This window comes from Pseudomonas sp. Root562, from assembly GCF_001427125.1.
Classification (GTDB): domain Bacteria; phylum Pseudomonadota; class Gammaproteobacteria; order Pseudomonadales; family Pseudomonadaceae; genus Aquipseudomonas.
The window spans coordinates 382,738-405,407 of the sequence record NZ_LMGK01000012.1 but is presented as its reverse complement, the minus strand read 5'-3'; the positions used below and the strand labels follow the sequence as shown (position 1 = coordinate 405,407).

18 protein-coding genes are annotated in these 22,670 nt (G+C 56.1%); 15 read left to right on the top strand and 3 right to left on the bottom strand.

Translation table 11 applies throughout. The features are described 5' to 3' along the window. Positions 1 to 149 precede the first annotated feature (149 nt). Genes ASD60_RS11965 through ASD60_RS11955 form a run of 3 tightly spaced genes read right to left on the bottom strand, consistent with a single transcriptional unit; the run spans position 150 to position 2,806 of the window. Positions 150 to 767 carry a GAD-like domain-containing protein gene (locus ASD60_RS11965; protein ID WP_056854199.1) on the bottom strand — a complete coding sequence of 206 codons (618 nt, stop codon included), beginning with the start codon at positions 765 to 767 and terminating at the stop codon, positions 150 to 152. 54 nt (positions 768 to 821) lie between these two features. After that, the gene (locus ASD60_RS11960; RefSeq protein WP_056854198.1) at positions 822 to 1,439 is read right to left on the bottom strand and encodes a GAD-like domain-containing protein; all 618 of its coding nucleotides are present in this window, start codon (positions 1,437 to 1,439) and stop codon (positions 822 to 824) included. 17 nt (positions 1,440 to 1,456) lie between these two features. Beyond that, entirely contained in the window at positions 1,457 to 2,806 is a 1,350-nt protein-coding gene (locus ASD60_RS11955) for a DUF6861 domain-containing protein (RefSeq protein ID WP_056854197.1), read from the bottom strand. A 523-nt stretch (positions 2,807 to 3,329) separates the two neighbouring features. Here ASD60_RS11955 and tssA point away from each other — a divergent pair. From tssA to ASD60_RS11880, 15 genes are all read left to right on the top strand, one after another. Beyond that, the gene (tssA, locus tag ASD60_RS11950) at positions 3,330 to 4,886 is read left to right on the top strand and encodes a type VI secretion system protein TssA (protein WP_056854196.1); all 1,557 of its coding nucleotides are present in this window, start codon (positions 3,330 to 3,332) and stop codon (positions 4,884 to 4,886) included. A gap of 32 nt (positions 4,887 to 4,918) precedes the next feature. Further along, on the top strand, positions 4,919 to 5,419 hold the full coding sequence (tssB, locus tag ASD60_RS11945) for a type VI secretion system contractile sheath small subunit (protein WP_056854195.1): 501 nt from the start codon (positions 4,919 to 4,921) through the stop codon (positions 5,417 to 5,419). A gap of 24 nt (positions 5,420 to 5,443) precedes the next feature. After that, on the top strand, positions 5,444 to 6,919 hold the full coding sequence (tssC, locus tag ASD60_RS11940; RefSeq protein ID WP_056854194.1) for a type VI secretion system contractile sheath large subunit: 1,476 nt from the start codon (positions 5,444 to 5,446) through the stop codon (positions 6,917 to 6,919). 13 nt (positions 6,920 to 6,932) lie between these two features. Then, on the top strand, positions 6,933 to 7,343 hold the full coding sequence (gene tssE / locus ASD60_RS11935) for a type VI secretion system baseplate subunit TssE (protein ID WP_056854193.1): 411 nt from the start codon (positions 6,933 to 6,935) through the stop codon (positions 7,341 to 7,343). A 15-nt stretch (positions 7,344 to 7,358) separates the two neighbouring features. Continuing rightward, positions 7,359 to 9,146: a type VI secretion system baseplate subunit TssF gene (tssF, locus tag ASD60_RS11930; RefSeq protein ID WP_056854192.1), complete on the top strand. Its 1,788-nt coding sequence runs from the start codon at positions 7,359 to 7,361 to the stop codon at positions 9,144 to 9,146. Next, positions 9,110 to 10,117, top strand: coding sequence for a type VI secretion system baseplate subunit TssG (gene tssG / locus ASD60_RS11925; protein WP_056854191.1), 1,008 nt, complete (start codon positions 9,110 to 9,112; stop codon positions 10,115 to 10,117). Before tssF ends, tssG begins: the two co-directional genes overlap by 37 nt. Positions 10,118 to 10,128: 11 nt before the next feature. Continuing rightward, the gene (tssH, locus tag ASD60_RS11920; RefSeq protein WP_056854190.1) at positions 10,129 to 12,750 is read left to right on the top strand and encodes a type VI secretion system ATPase TssH; all 2,622 of its coding nucleotides are present in this window, start codon (positions 10,129 to 10,131) and stop codon (positions 12,748 to 12,750) included. Positions 12,751 to 12,760: 10 nt separating this feature from the next. Continuing rightward, the gene (locus ASD60_RS11915) at positions 12,761 to 14,278 is read left to right on the top strand and encodes a sigma 54-interacting transcriptional regulator (RefSeq protein WP_056854374.1); all 1,518 of its coding nucleotides are present in this window, start codon (positions 12,761 to 12,763) and stop codon (positions 14,276 to 14,278) included. A gap of 68 nt (positions 14,279 to 14,346) precedes the next feature. Further along, positions 14,347 to 14,487: a hypothetical protein gene (locus tag ASD60_RS11910; protein ID WP_056854189.1), complete on the top strand. Its 141-nt coding sequence runs from the start codon at positions 14,347 to 14,349 to the stop codon at positions 14,485 to 14,487. A 20-nt stretch (positions 14,488 to 14,507) separates the two neighbouring features. Beyond that, positions 14,508 to 15,701 (top strand): type VI secretion system-associated FHA domain protein TagH, encoded by a 1,194-nt coding sequence (gene tagH / locus ASD60_RS11905; protein ID WP_056854188.1) that lies wholly within the window; start codon positions 14,508 to 14,510, stop codon positions 15,699 to 15,701. 5 nt (positions 15,702 to 15,706) lie between these two features. Continuing rightward, positions 15,707 to 16,207 carry a type VI secretion system lipoprotein TssJ gene (gene tssJ / locus ASD60_RS11900; protein WP_056854187.1) on the top strand — a complete coding sequence of 167 codons (501 nt, stop codon included), beginning with the start codon at positions 15,707 to 15,709 and terminating at the stop codon, positions 16,205 to 16,207. A 2-nt stretch (positions 16,208 to 16,209) separates the two neighbouring features. After that, the gene (gene tssK / locus ASD60_RS11895) at positions 16,210 to 17,541 is read left to right on the top strand and encodes a type VI secretion system baseplate subunit TssK (RefSeq protein ID WP_056854186.1); all 1,332 of its coding nucleotides are present in this window, start codon (positions 16,210 to 16,212) and stop codon (positions 17,539 to 17,541) included. A gap of 5 nt (positions 17,542 to 17,546) precedes the next feature. Then, on the top strand, positions 17,547 to 18,440 hold the full coding sequence (gene icmH / locus ASD60_RS11890) for a type IVB secretion system protein IcmH/DotU (protein ID WP_056854185.1): 894 nt from the start codon (positions 17,547 to 17,549) through the stop codon (positions 18,438 to 18,440). Further along, a complete protein-coding gene (tssM, locus tag ASD60_RS11885; protein WP_056854184.1) occupies positions 18,440 to 21,922 on the top strand; it encodes a type VI secretion system membrane subunit TssM in 3,483 nt (1,160 codons plus the stop codon). The genes icmH and tssM overlap by 1 nt, the downstream gene beginning before the upstream one ends. Then, positions 21,922 to 22,650, top strand: a complete 729-nt coding sequence (locus ASD60_RS11880; RefSeq protein ID WP_056854183.1) for a PP2C family protein-serine/threonine phosphatase — start codon at positions 21,922 to 21,924, stop codon at positions 22,648 to 22,650. The genes tssM and ASD60_RS11880 overlap by 1 nt, the downstream gene beginning before the upstream one ends. Positions 22,651 to 22,670 lie beyond the last annotated feature (20 nt).

The following is a 22,670-nucleotide window of genomic DNA, read 5'->3' as shown; positions in this document are numbered from 1 at the left end:
TGCACGCCTGATCGTTCCCATGCTCTGCGTGGGAATGAATCCCTTGACGCTCCGCGTCACAGTTGGACGCAGAGCATCCATGGCGGCATTCCCACGCAGAGCGTAGGAACGATCAAAACGACTCCTAGTCGAGCCCCGTAGCCCACCGTCTATAGATCCGAAAAACTGTAAGGCTGAAGCTCGGCGATTTGGGATAGCAGGGTGAGGTGTTCCACCGCCTTCACTTTCTCAAGATGATCCAGGGTATCCGGGCCACCGAGCATCAGGGCTGGAACGAAGCCGTACATCTCGTCGTGACGCAGGGGGCCGAGCTTTTTCATTGCGGGTTTAAAAAAATTGCCATAATTGTTGTATCTAACTTCCGTGGAAAGAAGAAAATTTTGCAGCTCTTTATTTAACTGCTCCCCTGAAAAAATCGAGGTATGGGTTGTATATCGTGAAAGGCAACTTGTGATTGTGAGCGAAGCACCCGTTTCTTCACCCCAAAGATGCATGTGACCAAAGGCACTGCGAGCAATAAGATAGTAGTTTTCAAGGGCTTCAAATTTTGTCCCCTCAATCCATGACGCTACGACACCCTCATAGTCCTGTGGGTTAACGATCCAAAAAATCCCCTCACCATAGCCGCACCATCCGTGCTCGGCCCAGTATTCCAGCAACTGATCTGGGAGCTTATCTCTGTAGCGTTTGATACTGGAAAGCGGCACTTCCCGCCTATCAATTGCCCCACCGAATTTCTCTAAAAATCTGGAAAATACTTTGTCCATTCAGTATCGCCATAGTCCTCTGACGACTCCGAGACGAGCCCCGGAGCCCATCGTTTATAGATCCGAAAAACTGTAAGGCTGAAGTTCGGCGATTTGGGAGAGCAGGGTTAAATGTTCCACCGCCTTCACTTTCTCAAGATGATCGAGGGTGTCCGGGCCACCGAGCATCAGGGCTGGAACGAAGCCGTACATCTCGTCGTGACGAAGGGTGCCGAGTTTTTTCTTCGCGGGTTTGAAGAGATCGCCGTAATTGTTAGTATCTACTTCCCGTGTCAATAGAAAACCTTGCAGATGTCTATCCATTTCTTCGGTTCTAAAATCGAGGTTATTGATGACATAGCGAGAAAGAACACTGGATATCTTAAGAGAAAACCCCGTTTTTTCACCAAAGAGGTACAGGTCGCCGAAAGCGCTACGTGCAATTAGGTGATAGGTATCACGCTCTTGTAGTTTTGTTCCTTCAATCCAGGAAGCCACAACCCCCTCGTATTCCTGGGGGTTTACGATCCAAAATATCCCGTCACCGTAACCGCACCAGCCGTGCTCGGCCCAGTACTCCAACAATAGATTGGGCACCTTCCCTCTGTAGCGTTCAATACTTGATACAGGTACTTCCTGCCGAGCCATAGGATTGCCAATTTTCTCTATAAACCGAGCAAACACTTTGTCCATACGTGCCTCCTTTATGATCAGCACTTATTTAGTTTTACATTTAGAAAAGTTAACTCTCGCATCGAGGGGGGTACATTTTCAGCGGCAGCCTTCAAGTTTGCGATTTTCTTTCCCCACTGTGGACCGATGCTAGAGTTTACTTGTCGATCACCAAAGTCCGCGATGATGTCCTTACCGCCAGCGCTCAGATCGGGATTATGCAGCCCTGCAAGGCTGGACATCGTTTCCTTGGCTTTTTTAACTGCAAAATCTTCCGCTTCAAGCGGATCCATACTTTTTTGAAATTCCAGTTGAAGGCGTTCCTTGAGTTTTGTTTGTAAATCCCTCCTCGCCTGTCTGGCAGCCGTCCGACTCCGCTTCACCGGATTAGCAATATTCTCCAAATACTCATCAACCGTCAGCCGATTCAGCCCGTCTTCCTGTCCCTTCAACTGCCGTTCGAATTCTCCGATTTTAGACCCTGGCAGCTTGTCCGCTTTGAAGCATTCGACTTGATGAAGCGGCATCGCGTTTGGCTTGTCACGGGGCGGGTTTTTGTCTTTGTTTGGTGGGTGATTTGCCGGTGGCGCAGGGTCCTGATGGCTGAGCGCGCCCCGGTGCGGTGCTGAGGTTTGCAGGTCTGGGCGTTTTTTCAGGGCGTCTTCGTGCTTGAGCATCCATTCGCCTAGTCGCGCGCCTTTGGGGCTGGCTCGCATCTCTTGGGCGAGAACGCCCGCATTGCCTCGACCACGGGTGATGTAAGCCACGATGGCGCCCAGCAGCAGGACGACAACCTCCACATGGCCACGTGCAATCTCTTGGGTGGCGCTGTATCGGGCAGATGAATCATCCGGCCTGAACGGGTCTAAACCTCCCTCACTGCGTGGGCCGTTCCACGCGATGTGGATGCCACGCCAGTAATAGTCGCCAATGCGTGGCAGACCTTCGGTGAAGAACTCGGCAATGGACGTCAGGCCCAGTATGCCCAATATCCACGTGCTGACTTGCAAGCCCATCGCAGCGCCAGCCGTGCCCATCGGGATGGCGCCCACACCGCCGAGAAACGCGCCGGTCCCTGCGCCGATGGCTCCGCCGATCAATACACTGCCGGCAACGATCATCGCCATTTGAGCGACGACTTCGATCAGCTCGTTAAGGACGCTGGCGATATCGATGTCAGCGAAGCGTTGTCTCAATAAGCGAGCCGCTTCCCACTCAGCCTCAATGAAGGCAGACCTGACGCTGTTGATCCGACGGATATTGAGCGAGAGGGAGGGAGCGGGTTCGTTAAAGTGAGTGCGATACCGGGCGCCTCCCTGGTAACCCATCTCTCGAGTGATTCGGTTTTCTATCTCGTGCCACGTAGGCACCATGTGCCATAAAAACATCAATTGTCTCCCTGACAATTCGCTCCTTGGATGACTCATCAAGTTGTACTTGTGCAAAGTACCGAGGCACAGGTGGACCGCATGACCCAAAAGATCAAATCGGACGCGTCCTACACGCGTTGCGGAAACAGGGAAGTTAACTGTGTTGGGTTTTGTGCTCCCAACTGTGTGCCGGGCGCCGGAACGAGAAAAACCCCGAAGGTGAAGAACACACCAATCGGGGTTGTTAATTGCTTGATTAGTTAACAGGTCATCAAGTTACCAAGCGGTGTCTGGATGCACAAACTGGTCGACGGCGTAACCGCAGACAATGGCGCTCTTGCCTGTCTTACATGACTGAAGGATCAGTCGCACCTAAGTGGCGAATCCTCCTACAGACATGTTCTTCGTCAACAAAGTAAGTTCTCGACCCTTGAACGGAAGCGCGTTTGCTCAACACGGAGTCGAGACCTTTGCCCAGAATTCCAGCTGTAGATTGGCATCAGGTTGCAATAAAACTTGTGCACGCAAGTTGTAAGTTCATATGACCTATTCCAGCAAGCTTTCGGCGCATTACCTTGATCTTGCCAGGTCGCCAGTGTTCGCAGAGAAATTCGCAGGCGATGATGCCCGTTATTCAAGTGAATACGAGGCATTGGAAAGTGAGTTGGGTAAAGCCCAATCCATGCATGAAAGCGGTCAGATCGACTGGCTGATGATCCGCGAAACCAGCGAGAACGTACTTCGCAGCCATTCCAAGGATTTGCGCGTTGGTGCTTGGCTGACCTGGGCGCTCTACCAGGGTGAATCCTTCCCGGGTCTGCTGGCCGGTCTCGGTTTACTGCATCACTTGTGTGAAAACCACTGGGCCGAGATTTACCCGCAAAAATCCCGCACCCGCTGCGCTGCCATCAATTGGTTGGTGCCGCGTCTTGAGCAGGTGTTGAACGAAAACATCGCGATCAAGGAGCAACTTCCGCTGTTCCGCCGTCTGGTGGAGCATCTGGAAGGCCTCGACGCTGCTTGCACCGAGCAGCTGGGCGACGAAGCCCCGTTATTGTTGCCGATCTCCCGTCGCTTGAAAAACAGGGTCCAGCGTGCTGCCGACAATCAACCGGAACCTGGTGTAGTGAGCGCCGCGATGGCCCAGGTCAAGCAGGCCGCCACACAGCTATTCACCCCCGGCGCACCGATCGATAACGAGAAAGAAGCCCACAAGGCCTTGCGTGCCCAGCAAGAAAACGCCCTCCCTTTGTGCGCCTGGTGGCTCAAGCAAAATGCCACTGACCTGCGCGCGCTGCGCCTCAATCGCACGCTGCTTTGGCTGCCCATTGAAACCTTGCCAGAGCGTAATGCCGATCAAATCACCGTTTTGCGTGGCTTGCCGGCCGACAAGCTAAAAACCTTTCAAGACCATCACGACCAAGCGAAGTACGCCGACCTGCTGGTCGGTTTGGAGGCAAGCCTGGCGAAGGCACCGTTCTGGTTCGACGGTCAGCGAATGGTTTGGGAGTGCCTCCAAGGCCTTAATGCAGAAATGGCCATGCGCGAAGTGGAAATTCATTTCGCGCTGTTGATTCAGCGCCTGCCAGCCATTATCGAATTGCGTTTCCATGACGGCGCACCGTTCGCCAATCCTGCCACCCGCGCCTGGATCAGCGCCTTCGTGATGCCGCATTTGCAAAACCCCAGCGCGCCGCGCAAGGCCGAAGTCGTCGACACCCAGCCTGCCTGGGAACTGGCGCTGGAAGACGTCTTGCCGATCCTGCACAAGGACGGCCTCAAGACGGCGGTGCAAATCCTCAAGCAGCACATGCAAAGCGCCCAAGGTGGGCGCGTTCGGTTTTTCTGGCAGTTCACCCTCGCGCAGCTGTGCTTCAAGGCCAGGAAATACGAATTGGCCAAGACCCAACTTGAAAACCTCGACCAGACATTACGCGATGCAGGCCTGCAAACCTGGGAGCCGGCACTTGCGCTGCAAGTGTTGCAGTTGCTGCACAGCTGCTGCGAGTTGTTGCCGCAGAGTCATGCGGTGCGCGAATGCAAGGAAGAGATTTATCGCAGGTTGTGCCACCTCGATCTTGAAGTGGCACTCGACTAGGCCTCCGGGCCAAAACCGCAAGGAGAATAGCCATGGCCAAAGAAGGCTCGGTAGCCCCAAAGGAACGCATCAACGTAACGTTCAAGCCCGCCATAGGGGGCGCTCAGGAAGAAATCGAATTGCCGCTCAAACTGGTGGCGATCGGTGACTACACCCAGCGTAAGGACGAGCGAAAAGTTGAAGACCGCAAACCGATAAGCATCGACAAGATGACCTTCGATGAGGTGCTCGCAAAGCAAGAGCTTCAGGTCACCTTGAGCGTGCCGAACCGGCTTCAGGACGACGGTACTGAAGAGTTGGCCGTGGGTCTGCGCATCGGCTCGATGAAAGACTTCAATCCGGCCAGCCTGGTCGAACAAGTCCCGGAACTGAAAAAACTGATGGAACTGCGTAACGCGCTGGTGGCCCTCAAAGGCCCGCTGGGTAACGCGCCTGCTTTCCGTAAAGCCATCGAAGGTGTGCTTGCCAACGACGAATCCCGCAGCCGCGTATTGGCCGAGCTGGGACTGGATGCCACAACCGAGCGAGCCTGATCTCTCTGCCGCCAAGGAAGCCACATGAGTACCCATGCAGCACAACAGCAAAACACCGAGAGCCGTGAAAACAGTCTGCTCGACAGCATCATTGCCCAAACCCGCCTGACCCCGGACGATGAGGCCTATGACATTGCCAAGCGCGGCGTGTCGGCTTTTATAGAGGAGTTACTCAAGCCAAAGAACAGCGGTGAACCGGTAAAAAAGGCCATGGTCGACCGAATGATTGCCGAGATCGATGCCAGGCTTGGCCAGCAGATGGATGAAATTCTTCACCACCCGGACTTCCAGTCTTTGGAGTCTTGCTGGCGTGGTTTGCAGTTGTTGGTTGATCGCACCAACTTCCGCGAGAACATCAAGATCGAAATCCTCAACGTGTCCAAAGCCGACCTGCTGGACGATTTCGAAGATTCACCGGAAGTGATGCAAGCCGGCCTCTACAAGCACATCTACACCGCGGAATATGGTCAGTTCGGTGGCCAGCCCGTCGGCGCAATCATCGCCAATTACTTCATGTCCCCCAGTTCACCGGATGTGAAGTTGATGCAATACGTGGCCAGCGTTGCCTGCATGTCCCATACGCCATTCATTGCCGCGGCCGGTCCGGAGTTTTTTGGTCTGGACAGCTTTACCGGCCTGCCGGACCTGAAAGACCTCAAGGATCATTTCGAAGGCCCGCAATTCGCCAAATGGCAAAGCTTCCGCCAGTCAGAAGACGCCCGCTACATTGGCCTGACCGTGCCGCGCTTCCTGCTGCGCAACCCCTACGACCCGGAAGAAAATCCGGTCAAATCGTTCGTCTACAAAGAAACTGTCGCCAACAGTCATGAGCACTATCTATGGGGTAATACGGCATTCGCATTTGGCACCCGGTTGACTGATAGCTTTGCGAAGTTTCGCTGGTGTCCGAACATCGTCGGTCCACAGAGCGGCGGTGCGGTTGAAGATCTGCCGTTGCATCACTTCGAAAGCATGGGCGAAATCGAAACCAAGATTCCAACCGAAGTGCTGGTGTCCGACCGTCGTGAATTCGAGCTGGCCGAGGAAGGCTTCATCGCCCTGACAATGCGCAAGGGCAGTGATAACGCCGCTTTTTTCTCCGCCAGTTCCGTACAGAAGCCCAAGCACTTCGGCATCAGCGCCGAAGGCAAGGTTGCCGAACTGAACTACAAACTCGGCACGCAACTGCCCTACATGATGATCGTCAATCGGCTGGCCCACTATCTGAAGGTTCTCCAGCGTGAGCAACTGGGATCGTGGAAAGAGCGGACCGACCTCGAGCTGGAACTCAACAAGTGGATTCGCCAGTACGTAGCCGATCAGGAAAACCCGAGTGCCGAAGTGCGCGGCCGGCGACCACTGCGGGCGGCTCAAGTCACTGTCAGCGATGTGGATGGCGAGCCCGGTTGGTACCGCGTCAGCCTCAACGTGCGCCCGCACTTCAAGTACATGGGGGCCGACTTCACCCTTTCTCTGGTTGGCAAACTGGACAAAGAGTAGGCGGAACTGACCCATGGCCGGATACGGCAGCCTCTTCGAACGCCTGAATGGCGATGCAGCCAAACGTGATGGATGGAGTCTGGAAAACTCTGCCATGGCGTCCGTGGCTGCTCATCTGGCCAAGATGCTCAGCACCCGTGCAGGCAGTGTGCAGACGCTGGCAGATTACGGATTACCGGATCTCAATGACATGCGCCTGAGCCTGCACGACTCCTTGAATCGCGCCCGTTTGCACATCGAACGATTTATCGAAGCCTACGAGCCGCGATTGAGCAATGTGCGTGTGTACTCTCAATTACAGCAACACGATCTGCTTCGTTTGGGCTTCTGTATTGAAGGCTTGCTGGAGGTCGATGGTTTCAAGCGTCAGGTCAGTTTTGCCGCTCGCTTGGATGGCAATGGTCAGGTCATGGTGAGCCAATGATATCTGGAGCTCGCCATGTCATTTAATCACTACTACCAAAGTGAACTCACCGCGCTTCGCCAGTTGGGTCGTCGATTTGCCGAGCGCAATCCGGCATTGTCTTCTTACCTGGGGCAGACCGGGCAAGACCCTGATGTGGAGCGTTTGCTGGAAGGTTTTGCCTTTCTGACCGGACGTTTGCGACAAAAGCTCGACGACGAATTGCCTGAGCTCAGCCATTCGTTGATGCAACTGCTATGGCCCAATTACATGCGGCCGGTTCCGGCCTTCAGCATGTTGCAATTCAGTCCCCTGGCACGTTCGGAGCCTGCGTTGACGGTTGCGCGCGACACGCCAGTGGAGAGCGTACCGATCGAAGACGTGCGTTGCCGTTTTCGCACGTGCTATGCCACCGAAGTGACAGCGCTGGATCTCGTTGGGTTGAGCCACTCCGTCAAGGGTGATGGTTCGCTGTTGAGCCTGCGGCTGCAATTGACGGCTGACGGTCATCTGGGCGAGTTGCAGTTGCGCCGCTTGCGCCTGCACTTTGCTGGCGAACGTTACATCAGCCAAATGCTGTATCTGAGCCTTTTGCGGAATCTGCAAGGTGTCGAGTTGATTCCGCTGGATGGGACGGGTGAGCCGCTTGTCGGGGCCAATGATCTGCCAATGACATTGCAGCTAGCAGATGAGTGTGTGCAACCGGTGGGTTTTGCCGAAGGCGAAGCGTTGATGCCATATCCGCTGAATACCTTCCGCGGTTATCGCTACCTGCAGGAGTATTTCGCTTTTCAGGATAAATTCCTGTTCGTCGATATCAATGGTCTCGACCTGCTCAAGACCTTGCCTGAAGAAAGCATCAAGCAAGTGCGAGGTTTGGAGTTGCGCTTCGATATTCGCAAAAGCGCATTGCAACGACTGCGTCCGACCCTTGATAACGTGAAGCTTCACTGCACACCCATCGTAAATTTGTTCAAACACGATGCGATGCCGGTACGACTCGACGGCAAACAGGATGAATACCTGCTTTTGCCTGCCCGGTATAACCAGCAAAGCTGCGGTGTGTACTCAGTGGAAACCGTTACCGGCTGGCGGCCGGGTGGATTGGGTTATCGCCAGTATGTGCCGTTCGAATCGTTCGAGCATGATCCCAGCTTCGATGTGCCGGCCCGGCGGCCGCATTACAGCGTGCGCCAGCGGCCGTCCTTGGTGCACGACGGCCTCGACACTTACTTAATCTTCGGCACGCACCCCGCCGACGTGCAGGAAACCCTTTCGATTGAGCTGGTCTGCACCAACCAGAACCTTGCGCGCAAACTCAAGCTCGGTGACATCAATCAAGCCTGCGAACGGACACCTGAGTGTTTGAGCTTTCGCAACATCACACCGGTCACCGCGTGTTTTGCGCCACCGCTCAATCGGGACTTTCTCTGGAAGTTGATCAGCAACATGTCGCTCAACTACCTGTCCCTGGCGGACGTCAATGCACTGAAAGTGATTCTCCAAACGTATGACTTGCCCCGCTACTACGACCAGCACGCTGAAAAAATCAGCAAGCGACTGCTCGGTGGGCTGAAGTCGATCAAGCATCAGCACGTCGACAGATTGCACCGAGGATTACCGGTTCGGGGTTTGCGAACGGAGCTGACCATCGATCCGCAAGGGTATATCGGCGAAGGCGATCTGTTTGTGTTCGCCTCGGTCCTCAATGAGTTTTTTGCGCTTTATGCCAGCCTCAATTCGTATCACGAGCTGCGGGTCATCAGCACACAGGGAGAGGTGTACCAATGGCTACCCCGCATGGGTCTGCAGCCTCTCCTTTGAGTAGGCTGAGTCAAGTCATACGCGAGTATTCGCTGTTCCAGGCGGTGCTGGCCGTCATGGATCGGCTGCGCGAGGCGCACCCCTGCATGAGCGAAGAAGAACTGTACGAGCAGTTGGAGTTCCAGGCCAATCCAAGCTTGGGTTTCCCGGGCAGTGACGTCGACCGCGTGGAGTTTTTTCAGGAACACGGGCAGTTGCGAGCGCGATTGCGTTTCAACCTGATCAGCCTGACAGGCTCCGGTTCACCCCTGCCTGCGTTCTATGTCGAGCAGGCCTTGGGTGACAGCGAAGACGGTAACGCGACTCGCAGCTTCCTCGATCTCTTTCACCATCGGCTGCAGCGATTGATGTTGCCGATATGGCGCAAATACCGGTATCGCGCCGGCTTCAAGAGCGGCGCCATCGACCCTTTTTCGGCGCAACTGTTTGCTCTGATCGGTCTGGGTGGAGCTGAAATCCGCAAGGCTGGCGAGCTGAACTGGAAACGTCTTTTGCCCTACCTCGGGCTCCTCAGTTTGCGTGCCCACTCGGCAGCCCTGATCGAATCCGTGCTGCGTTATTACTTCAAGCACGCCGAGATTTTCATCGAGCAATGCGTTGAGCGTCGCGTCGACATTCTGCATGAGCAACGCAATCGCCTTGGTCGTGCCAACAGCACGCTGGGCGAGGATCTGGTACTGGGCGAATACGTTCGTGATCGCAGCGGCAAGTTTCGGATTCATATCCGTGAGCTCGACTGGCAACGCTTTCATGAATTTCTGCCGGTCGGTTTCGGCTATCAGCCCCTGTGTGCACTGGTTCGGTTCACCCTGCGAGATCCGCTCGACTACGACATTCGCCTGCTGCTGCGCCAGGAAGAGATCCACGAATTTCGCATAGGCGAGCGGAGCGCCTGCCGCCTGGGGTGGACCAGTTGGGTAGGGCGTGAGCACGCCGACGGTCTTGTGACCCTGGGCAGCAACATTCATTAAGGACGTGACTGATGATCAACGTGGACCTGCAACAACTCATTCAGGCGCTGGACGCCCAAAGCCGCCGTGATCTGGAAAGCGCTGCCGAACGTTGCGTCGGACGTGGCGCCGGCAAAGTGCTCATCGAGGACTTGCTTCTGGCCTTGCTGGAGCGTCCGCAAGGTTTGCTCGGCCGTGCATTGCAAGACGCTGAAGTCGATGCGGGGGAGCTGATCAGGGCTTTGCATTTGCCGGCCGAGCATAGCGCTTCACGCAACCCGGTGTTCGCTCCAGAGCTGGTGCAATGGCTGCAGGATGCTTTGCTGGTGGCGAATCTCGAATTGGGGCGCAGCCAGATAGACCAGGCCGCGCTGATTCTCGCACTGCTACGTAATCCAATGCGTTACGCCGGCAGTCGTTATCAACTTTTGCTCGCCAGGCTGAACGCCGAGCGGCTGAGGGAGTGTGCGTTGTCGGAGCAACCGCAGCACGCCACCAATCACATAGCCAAGGGCGGTGAGTCACTGTTGGAGCGATTTACCCATAACCTGACTCAGCAGGCCCGTGACAACGATCTGGACCCGGTTTTGTGTCGCGACGACGCGATCCGCCAGATGATCGACATCCTCGCCCGCCGCCGTAAAAACAACCCGATTGTGGTGGGTGACGCGGGCGTCGGTAAAACGGCTGTCGTTGAAGGTCTGGCCTTGCGAATCGTTGCCGGTGACGTACCGCCGGAGTTGCGCGGTGTCGAGCTGATGTCGCTGGACATGGGCTTGTTGCAAGCCGGTGCAAGCGTAAAAGGTGAGTTCGAGCGGCGCCTCAAAGGTGTGATCGATGAGGTCAGGGGATCGCCCAGACCAATCATTCTTTTTATCGACGAGGCACATACCCTGATCGGCGCTGGCGGCACTGCCGGTGGCTCCGATGCGGCCAATCTGCTGAAGCCGGCGCTGGCCCGAGGCGAATTGCGAACCATCGCGGCAACCACTTGGACCGAGTACAAAAAATACTTCGAAAAAGATCCTGCACTGGCCCGCCGTTTCCAGCCGGTGCAATTGCTTGAGCCCACCGTCAGCGAAGCCGTGACGATTCTTCGTGGCCTCGCCGTTGTGTATGAAAAAAGCCACGGAATCTATTTGCGCGATGATGCCGTGGTGGCGGCCGCGCAATTGTCTGCTCGTTACCTTACGGGCAGGCAGTTGCCAGACAAGGCGATCGACGTTCTCGACACGGCATGCGCCCGAGTCCGCATCAGCTTGGCCGCTGCCCCGCAAAGCCTGCAACAGTTGCAGGCCGAGCTGGCGGAAAGTGAGCGAAAACGCCAGGCGCTACGCCGCGATGCCGAAGCGGGTGTGTTGATCGATCATCAATCCTTGCACGCTCTGGAAGCGCACCTGCACGATCTCGAAGTGGAAACAGCAGCGCTGCAGACCCGATGGCACAAGCAGGTCGGCATGGCCGAATCTGTGTTGACTCTACGCCGGCAACTGTCCCAGGCGCGGGCTGCGATTGGCATCGACGAGGGTGGCGAATGCTCCGAACGGCACGCCGATGAAATCCAATGTGTGGCGACGTTGGAGGCGGCTCTCACTGAGTCTCATCGTGCTCTGATCGAAGCGCAGGGCAATGAACGACTGGTGAGTTTTGAAGTGTGTCCGCGCCTGGTAGCCGAAGTGGTGAGTGCTTGGACCGGTGTGCCTCTTACGCAGCTGGCCCGAGAGCACAATGCCAAGGTCGCCGGTTTTGCCAATGACCTGCACAAGCGTATTCGTGGTCAGCAACCCGCCATTGAGGCATTGGATCGTGCAATGCGCGCAACGGCTGCCGGGCTGCACAGGCCAGACACACCGGTAGGTGTGTTTCTGTTGGTAGGTCCGAGTGGTGTCGGCAAAACCGAAACTGCGTTGGCGCTCGCAGACCTGATGTATGGCGGTGATCGTTTTATCACCACCATCAACATGTCTGAATTTCAGGAAAAACACACAGTCTCGCGCCTGATCGGTTCGCCCCCCGGTTATGTCGGTTACGGTGAAGGCGGCATGCTCACTGAAGCAGTACGTCAGAAGCCGTATTCGGTTGTATTGCTGGATGAGGTCGAGAAAGCCGATCCAGACGTCCTCAACCTGTTCTACCAGATATTCGACAAAGGCGTGGTCAACGATGGTGAAGGACGGGAAATCGACTTTCGCAATACGCTGATCCTGATGACCTCGAATCTGGGCAGTGAGCAGATCAGCGAGCTTTGCAAAGATGCCGGGCGGCCCGCCGCACAAGTGTTGGAGCAAGCCATTGAGCATATCCTCAGCCAGCATTTCAAACCGGCATTGTTGGCGCGCATGCGTGTCGTGCCTTATTACCCCGTTGGCGGGTCGGTACTGCGCGAGTTGATTGAAATGAAACTCGACCGTTTGGGCGAGCGCATGCACCGTCGCAAGCTGGGTTTCACCTATGGACAAAGCCTCGTCGATCACCTGGCCGAGCGCTGTATTCAAAGCGACAGCGGTGCGCGCTTTATTGACCACTTGTTGGATCTGCATGTACTGCCTCGAATAGCCGATCGTGTACTCGATTCGATGGCTACAGGACAGTCCCTCAGGCATGTCCATGCGACGCTGGATGCCGATGCCTGTGTTGTCTGCGAGTTTGTCTGAAATGGGGGCGATGCTCGCGAACCTGAAGCAGCCGTTGGTGTACGCCGAGGCCCTGGTGGAGCAGTTCTCCGGGTTGTCACGGGCGGCAGATGGCGATGAGTTGCTGGGGGATTTCTTGCGCGGGGTCACGCAACTGAGTGGTTGCGAGTTGGCGCAGTTATACCTTCTGGACCCGACTCACAACGCCCTCGGGCTCAACAGCGAGTGCCTCGACGGAATTCTGCAACCCCGGGCCGGCTCGAGTTTGCAGGCGGATTACAGTGATCGAGCATTGCTGCACTTTGCGCTGCGCCAGAACCGCGTGGTGTGTCTCGGTTCATTGAGCGACAGCCTGCATGACACGGATTTCCTGCCGTTTCAGCCCAGACCCTGGCAATCGTTGTTGTGTGTGCCGTTATTGAATCAACGAAAAGCGGTTGAGGGTTTAGTGCTGTGTGCCAGCCATCGATCGATCGAACTGCAGGGATTCGCCGGCTCCCTTGGTCAGTTAGGAGCGTTCGCACTGCGCCAGACACAACTGTTGCAGCGCTTGCGCCAACCTGGCGGCAACACGCGGCCTGTGCCGGTCAGTATCCCGAATGCCAGTGGTTATGGACTGATCGGTAAAAGCCCCGCCATGCGTCGCACCTATTCCCTGATCAACAAGGTCGTTCATAGCCCCTATACCGTACTGTTGCTGGGTGAGACCGGTACCGGCAAGGAAGTAGTCGCGCGAGCCATCCACGCGGCTGGGCCTCGACGCACTCAGGCATTCATCGTGCAGAACTGTGCGGCATTCGCCGAGACCCTGTTGGAGAGTGAGTTGTTTGGCTATCGCAAAGGTGCGTTCACCGGCGCCGACCGGGATCGTCCCGGCCTGTTCGATGCGGCTAACGGCGGCACCTTGTTTCTTGATGAAGTCGGCGACATGCCGTTGTCTCTGCAGGCCAAATTGTTGCGGGTTTTGCAGGAGGGAGAGATTCGACCGTTGGGTTGCAACGACACCCATAAAGTCGATGTGCGGATTGTTGCGGCGACGCACCGGGATTTGTCGTTGTTGGTCAGCGAAGGCAAGTTTCGCGAGGACTTGTACTACCGCCTCGCGCAGTTTCCGATCGAGTTGCCGGCTTTGCGCCAGCGTGAAGGCGACATTCTCGACCTGGCTCGTTACTTCGCGGACAAGGCTTGTGCACTCCTGCAACGGGATGCGGTGCTTTGGTCCGATGCGGCGCTTGGCCATCTGGCTGCATATACCTTTCCAGGCAACGTGCGTGAGCTCAAAGCAATGGTAGAGCGAGCCCTGCTCTTGTGTGACGGCGGCGAATTGTTGCCGGGGCATTTTTGCCTGCCCATGGACCTGCATGCTGAAGACAAAAGCCTGCACCTGCGCGAACGGCTGGCGCGATTCGAACGCAACCTGATGATCGATTGCCTGCGCAAAAACCACGGTAATCAGACGCGCACCGCCCGTGAACTCGGGTTGCCGCGCCGCACCCTGCTGTACCGGCTGGGGCGCTTGAACATTTGCGCTGGGGATCTCGATGGATAGCGCGCCGTCACGGTTGCCGATTCGATTGCCTGCACTCACTTTCTTTTTCAGTTCTTCGGAGACTCCGCATGCCTGTTCGCTACTGGCCTGCCGTCTTGCTGACTTTCGTCGTTGTAAGCGGCGTGGTTGGTTGCGGTGGTAATTACAAATTCAACGACAACACCTATCGCCCCTTGGGTGATCCGCATGCGGCCCATCGCGGCCAGTGACTGCAAGGAGCATCAACAAGATGGAGCTGGTTCTCGAAATACTGAGCAGCAAGCAGTTCGTACCGACAGATTTGTGCCAGAAAACCTTCACCCCGTCAGGCGGAATGATCGGCCGAGGTGAGGATTGCGACTGGATCATTCCGGACCGCAAGCGCCACCTTTCCAGCCGACACGCCTTGATCAGCTGCCGCGACAATGCGTTCTTCCTGACCGATATCAGCAGCAACGGTATTCAGGACTGCTCAACCGGTACACAACTGCCCAAAGATAAAGCGATGCCTATCGAAACCGGCAGCGTTTATCTGCTGGGTGATTTCGAAATCCGTGCGCGACTCAATGACTTGTCCACGGCATTTGAAACCCAGGCCAGCAGGCCGCGAACGACAGCCAACATCATTCCTGATGAAGTCTTCCTCAATTTCGATCCGTTGAGTGCCGTGGATCAGCAGCAACGTGTTGCCTTCGACTTGGACGAGTTCACGGATCTCGATACGGTTTTTCAGGAGCCGATGCAATGTGCTGACTTTGCACGCATCGACATGGAAAACATGAGAGTGCCGCAGTTGGTTGATGCCCCTCAGGCATCGGAACCGCTAACGACTCACAAACCTGCCGAGCGCCTGACTGAAGATTTCTGGAAGCGTTTTGGTACTGCGCTGGGCGTGGAGCTCGACGGTCTCGAGACTGGCGCCCGCGAAGCGTTGGCCTTGAGAGCCGCGCAATTGCTCAAGCAGAGCATTGGGGGTTTACAGCAAAGCCTGCGCACCCGCAACGAACTGAAAAACGAGCTTCGGCTGGCGCAGACGACATTGCAGGGTATCCATTCAAACCCGCTCAAGTATGGGATCGATACCGAAGAGCTGTTGGGCATGTTGCTGGCCAACAAGTCAGGTCAGTTACCGGCAGATCAAGCCATCTCCCGCGCTTTCCGCGACCTTCAGGCGCACCAGGTGGCTTTGCTCGCCGCCAGCCGCGCGGCGGTCAAGGGTGCCGTAGAACATTTTTCACCGCAGCAACTGACGCTTCGTTTCGAGCGTGAAAGCAAGTCATTGCTGGGAACGTCCGGCAGTCGCTGGAAAGCCTATGGCCGTTATCACCAGGCGCTGCTTCAGGATGGTGAATGGACTGAACGTTTGTTGGCCCGTGACTTTTCCCAAGCCTATGAAGAGCAGATTCGTTTGATCTCTACCCTCCACAACGACCTTCAGGGATGACAGACATGTTTCGGCGTTCGACTGTTTTTATCAAGGCGCTGACCGCGCTGACCGCGCTCATGCTATTGACCGCATGCGCTTCGCTATCACCGTATTCCTCGTTGTCGAAAATCAATCTGAAGCTGTCCGCGAGTGACCAGCTGAACCCGGACATCAACGGTCGTCCTTCACCGATTGTCGTGCGTCTTTTTGAGCTCAAGCACCCGGTTGCATTCGAGAGTGCCGACTTTTTCAGCCTCTATGAACGAGCCGCGAAGTCCCTGGCCCCGGACCTGGTGGCTAGTGAAGAGTTGCAACTGCGTCCCGGCGAACATCATGAACTCAAGCTCAGCGTGCAATCGCAAAGCCGTTACGTAGGCATTCTCGCCGCTTACCGCGATTTATCGGAAACCCGATGGCGCTACACCGTGCCAATCACAACGGGAGGCGTCACCCACATCGACCTGACTCTTGATCAGGCCGGCATTCATGGCAGCAACGAAGCGTTTGTACAGGCGGACAATTGAGCATGAACTTCCATAAAGTCATATGGCAGGAGGGAATGTTGCTGCGTCCGCAGCACTTCCAGCACAACGATCGATATCTGGACCATCAAATAAAGTCCCGCACTCAGTTACTGGGAAGTTTCACCTGGGGGTTCCTGAGCCTGGAAGTTGATTCGCAGTTTCTCAATATGGGCAAACTGGTGGTCAACCGTGCCTCGGGAGTCCTGCCGGATGGCAGCCTTTTTGAAGTGGGTGGCAGCACTCAACCGCTGGTGCTGGATGTTCCTGTGAATACCGGCAATACAGCGATTTATCTGGCGTTGCCTCTGGTGACCGGCAACCACATCGAAGCCCGCCGTCAGGAGCAGACGGATGTGTTGGCGCGATATGTCGCGTATGAGCGTGAGGTTGCAGACTCCAATGCCGGTGACGGTGGTGCAAGCCAGGTCAAATGCGCTCGCCCAGACTTTCGCTTACTGCTTGGCGAGCAGCAAGACGATCAGGGTTTTGTGAGATTGAAAATCTGCCGGGTCCTCGACACCACGCCCGACGGGGTCATCAGTCTCGATCCGGATTTCGTACCGACATACATCCAGATGCACTCATCGAGCTACTTGCTGTCGTGCTTGAAAGAGGTGATCAGCATGCTCGGCCACCGGGGTGACACCCTTGCTGAAAGGATCCGTTCGAATGGGAAAGTGGGAGGTGCGGAGGTCGGCGATTTCATGATGCTGCAATTGATCAATCGTACTGAGCCGTTGTTGCGTCACTATCTCAGTCTGCAACATGTTCATCCGCAGGAGTTGTATTGCACGCTATTGACCCTGCTGGGCGAGCTGGCGACTTTTTCCAGCGACAGTAAGCGTCCGCGAGCGGATATCCGTTATGAACACAGTGACCAGGGTGCGAGTTTTCGCAGGCTGATGGAGGCGATCCGTCAGGTGCTGTCGATGGTGCTGGAGCAGCATGCCATCGAGTTGCCGATGCAGGCGCGTCAGTACGGGATCATTGTTTGCCCTCTGCATGACACCCAATTAGCGGGTTCGGCTTCGTTCGTGTTGGCTGCCAGTGCCGACTGCGACAGTGAAGAGCTGCGCCATCGATTGCCCGCGCACCTCAAGATCGGCACGGTTGAGAGCATCCGCCAATTGGTCAATCTGCATTTGCCGGGTTTCAAAATCAGACCCTTGCCCGTGGCACCGCGTCAGATCGCCTTTCACGCGAACAAAACCTATTTCATTGTTGAACTCGGCTCCGAAGACCAGGCACAACTCGAACGCTCTGGTGGGTTCGCGTTTCACGTCAGCGGTGAATTCGCGGAGCTGGAACTGAAGTTCTGGGCCATCAGGAATTGAGCGACATGATCAAGGACATGCAATACGCCCAGGATGACAAAACTGTCCTGCTCGACCGTCTCGGCCGTGGCCCGGCACACGGGCCACTGACTGATTCGGCGGCCCCACCGAAATTCGAGCAACTCGAAGACCGCATGATCTACGCCGCTCGGCAGGCGCCGCAGGACACCTTCAAAGTCAGCCGCAACGCATTGGTGGCGTCGGCATCATGCCTGCTCTCGGAAGTGGTGCGGCTCAAGCATTGCGCTAACGGTGAAGACCTGCCCAACCTCAATCGGCGGTTGAGCGCGGCAGTGGAGCACTTTGCGGTCAGCGCATTACGTGCCGGTGTCGAAAGCAGCCAGGTTTCAACTGCACGTTATGTGCTTTGCACGGTGGTGGATGAGGCGGTGGTGACGACTGCATGGGGCAAGGAAAGCGAGTGGTCACAAATGAACCTTCTCAGCAGGTTTCACAATGAAACCTCTGGTGGTGAAAAATTTTTCCAGCTGCTTGATCGATTGTCGAAAAACCCGGTCAAGCACCTGTCGTTGCTGGAACTGATGTACCTGTGCCTGTCGCTTGGATTCGAGGGTAAATATCGAATTCAGGCGCGCGGTCTTGTGGAACTTGAAAGTCTTCGTGATGCGCTTTTCCGGCAGATTCGCCTGTTGCGTGCAGATGTTCCATACGAACAGGCAACTCGCAGCGACGGCAACGATGAAGGCAAGCGGCAAAAACTTATTCATACCGTGCCGTGGTGGATGATGGCGCTGATCACCGTGATTTGCCTGATGGTGATGTATTCGGGATTCGCCTGGGTCTTGAGTGAACAGCGAGCTGTCGTTTTGCAACCGCTCCAGCAAATTGACCAGGCCGCGATTCGATCGCAGCTTCAACCATGGAAGGGCCGCGAGTGATGACAAGTTTGTTCGCAAAAGCCGGCGCCTTTCTGCGCAAAACCTGGGTGTGGAGTCTGCTGTCGGTTCTGTTGACTGCACTGCTGGTCTGGTATGTCGGGCCACTGTTGGCGATAGATGATTTCAGATTCTGGGAAAGCCCGACGTCTCGCTTGCTGAGTATCAGTGTGATGTTTCTGGTATGGGGGCTGACCATGGTTTACGTCAGCTGGCGCAGCGGTGTCCAAAAACAAGTCGAGGGGCGCGAGCAGGGCGTGGATCGTGCGCTGATCGAGCAGCGAATTGATGAACAGCGCCGGGATCTGAGAGCGCGGTTCAAGGCCGCGGGTAAAATTCTCAAGACATCGAGTTTCTATCGCAAACACAGCGAGCGGGGGCGACGCGATTTGCCGTGGTACTTGCTGATCGGCCCTCAGGGCAGCGGCAAAACCACACTGTTGAATGTTTCCGGGCTGGAGTTTCCCTTCAACCAACTTGATCGTAAATTGATTGATCAGCCGCAGGAGGCACGCCCTTGCGACTGGTACTTCGCCGAAAGCGGCGTACTCATTGATACGCCCGGACGTTACCTCACCCAGCCGGATGTCGACGTTGATGCTGACGGTTGGGCCACGTTGCTGGGATTGTTACGCAAGCGCCGCCGGACCCGCCCGCTCAATGGTGTTCTGGTCACTCTCCCGGTGCAAATGCTCCTTGCTCATGACTCCGAAGCTCTTCAGATGCTGGCGCGTAATGTGCGTGCACGTTTGCAAGAGGTGCAGCAAACACTGCATATCGAACTGCCTGTCTATCTGGTATTGAGCAAGGCGGACCAACAGCCTGGCTTTGATGAGTTCTTTGATCAGCTGACTCGGGATGAAAGTGATCAAGTGCTGGGTGTGAGCTTGAGCAAAGATCCGGGCACGGCTGATCCGAGTGCAATACGTTTGGAGTTCGAAGCGCTGCTGCATCGGCTCGATGGCCAAGTGATCATGCGCATGCATCAGGAGCGCGACCCTCTTTGTCGAGGACGTATTCTCGACTACCCGCATCAACTGGGATTGGTCGGCGAGGGCCTTTGCCAGTTCATTGAAATGGCTTTGCGCAGTCAGGGCGAGAGTACATTTCGCGGTTTCTACTTCACCAGCGCCACTCGATCAGCAAAACCGCTTGCGTACAGTGGCGTGAGGAACGATGGAACGGCTGCGCTCGTTGGTTATCCACGGTTCATCAACCCTCTGTTCAACCAGGTCATTTTTCCCGAGGCAGGTTCTGTACAACTGGACAAACGTGAGCAAAGCCTTGTTTGTTGGAGGCAGCGAACGCTGTACATGACATCGCTCGCGGCGCTGAGCCTGTTCGGTTTGTGGTGGGCCGGCGGGTTTTCGGCCAACCATGAGCGACTGGAAAGCCTGCGCACACTGGTGCAAACCTGGACACATCAGCGATCGGCGTTGACCCCTCAAGATAACGTGCTGTCGGTTCTGCAAAACCTTGATGCCATTCATGCTGCGTCTCGGGTATTCCCAATCGCCAGCGACGTTTCATACCTGGAGCGTGGTGGTTTGTATCAAGGCGAAGCTGCCAATCCAGTGATCATGAAAGCCTACGAGCGTGAGCTTGAATCGCACCTGCTGCCATCGGTGGCGTCGCTGTTGGAAGATCAGATTCGCAGCCGCCCGGTGGACCGTGAGCATTTGCTCAATAGTTTGCGTGCATACCTGATGCTGAGTCTCAACGATCGCCGTGACACGGTATGGCTGAAAGATTGGATAGCCAGCGATTGGTCCCGCCGGTACCCCGCAAACAACTCCGTGCAAAGCCGCCTGGAAGGACATCTCGAACGCTTGCTGAAGCAACCATTCAGTTTCCCGCTTAACGATTCATTGATCGTTCAGGCGCGGCAAATACTACGCAGCGAATCCATGGCCAACGTGGTTTACCGGGCGCTTCGTGATCAGGCTCGAACGCTTCCCGAATACCACCTGGATCAACATTTGGGACCACAAGGCGATCTGTTGACGGGTAGCCATGCCACGATCCCCGGGTTCTACACCCTGAACGGCTATCAGCAGTATTTTTCGGTACAAGGTGGCGCGCTGGTCACGAATATTTTGCGCGACAACTGGGTGTTGGGTGAGAGCTCGCAGATCAGTGCCATGGAACTGCGGCGCTTAATGGTCGAACTGGAACAATTGTACTTTCGTGATTACGCCAATGTCTGGGGCGATGCCATCGGGCGGATCGCATTGCAACCAATCGAGGACGCCGCGGGCGCTGCCGAACAGTTAGCCAGCATGACGTCTGCCAATTCCCCTGTGCTGCAGCTGCTGGTGCAAATTCGCGAGAACACGCGCATTCCTTCGATCGCCGACAGCCTGGATGAAGCGGCGACATCAGCGCCAAAGCTTACGAGTGGTAATTTGGGCAAACTCGCTGCCGCCAACGTTCCGAAGGCTTCCGGGACATTGGTCGGTGATTTGCCCGATACGGCGAGAAAGGCGTTGCAACGTCGTTTCGAACCCTTGCATCGTTTGCTGGATGCCAACAACGGCCCGAGTGCTGAATTGACTGCGGTACTGCACGCGCTCAATGAGCTACAGACGCAGTTGGCGAGTCTGGCTCGGGCCGGCACTCCGGACCAGGCGGCGTACGAAATGGCCAAGGTACGCATGGGTAGCCAGCGAGACGCGCTGAGCATTTTGCGAACGGCATCCGGTCGTTTGCCGCGTCCGGTCGGGACCTGGTTCAACACGATTGCCGAAGACACTTGGCGTCTGGTGCTCAATGACGCTTATCGATTCGTCAACCAGCGTTATCAGACTGAGCTGTACAACTTCTACGGCAAGTCGATCAACAAGCGATATCCATTCAGCGCCCACAGCTCCAGTGATGTGGCGCTCAGCGACTTTCGCGAGTTCTTCAGGGCGCAGGGCCTTGTCGACAGTTTTTTTGACAATTACATGCGTCCATTTGTGAGCGGCGTGCCGGGTAGTTATCGTCTTAAAACCGTTGATGGACAATCACTGCCTATCTCCCGGGTTTATCTCGATCAGATGGCCTCTGCACACGTGATCCGCCAGAGCTTTTTTGCCGAAGATCCTTCCGAACCGCAAGTACGATTCAAGCTGGAACCTTACTCGCTGGATCCCGTCATCAGTCGTGCCGAGTTCAGGTTTGGCGACAAGACCATGGAGTACCGACATGGGCCGATCATTGCAGCCTCATTCAAATGGCCTGTCGATGCCGAAGATGGACGTACAAGCCTGGTGCTCGACACAATGGTCGGGCGTCCGATAGGGATCGAGAAAAACACGGGACCCTGGTCGTTGTTCAGACTGCTGGACCTGATGCAGACCGAGTATCTGATCGGTCGTGATGTGTTGGTACTCAAAGCTGATCTGGGCGGGCTGCGCGCCAACTACCTGCTCATGAGTCAGCGCGCACCTAATCCGTTCGACATGGGTGTGCTCCGTACTTTCCGCATGCCGATGCAACTCTGATGTCGAAGAGTGGCGTCTGGCGCAGTGTTGCGCGCACCGATCCCGGGAAAACCCGAGCGCGCAATGAAGATGCTTTCCTGGATGATCCGGACAAGGGTTTGTGGGTCGTCGCGGATGGAATGGGCGGGTATCAGCGGGGTGACATTGCCAGCCGGTTGATCGTCGCCAGCCTCGCCGAATTGCCGGAGCGCAACGATTTCGAGGAACGGGTCCAAGGAGTACGTCAGTGCCTGCTGTGGCTCAATCGCCGCTTGAGTCAGGAGTTGACCGTGATTGCCGGGCGACATGACGACACCATCGGCAGCACCGTGGTGGCGTTGCTGATCGAAGGCACCCGCGCCGTCTGTATCTGGGCCGGTGACAGTCGTTGTTACTTGTGGCGCGAGCAACGGCTGTATCAGTTGACCAAGGACCATTCGCTGCGGCAGCAACTGATCGACGAACAGAAAATGGACGACCGACAGGCCTTGGTTCAACCACACTCGACCGCGTTGACGCGTGCAGTAGGCGCCAGCGAGCATCTGACCCTTGATGTGCTGGAGTTTGTGGTGCATCCCGCCGATGCGTTTTTGTTGTGCAGTGACGGTTTGTATCAAGGCTTGAGCAGTGAAACCTTGGGCCGTGCCTTGGATCGCCCCGCGCCGGGGGCCGCGTTGGCGCACTTGTTCGAGCATGTGTTAGACGGTCCGGCACGGGACAACCTGACCGGCGTGGTTATTCGCCAATGAACGAGGTCGGGGAGAATATG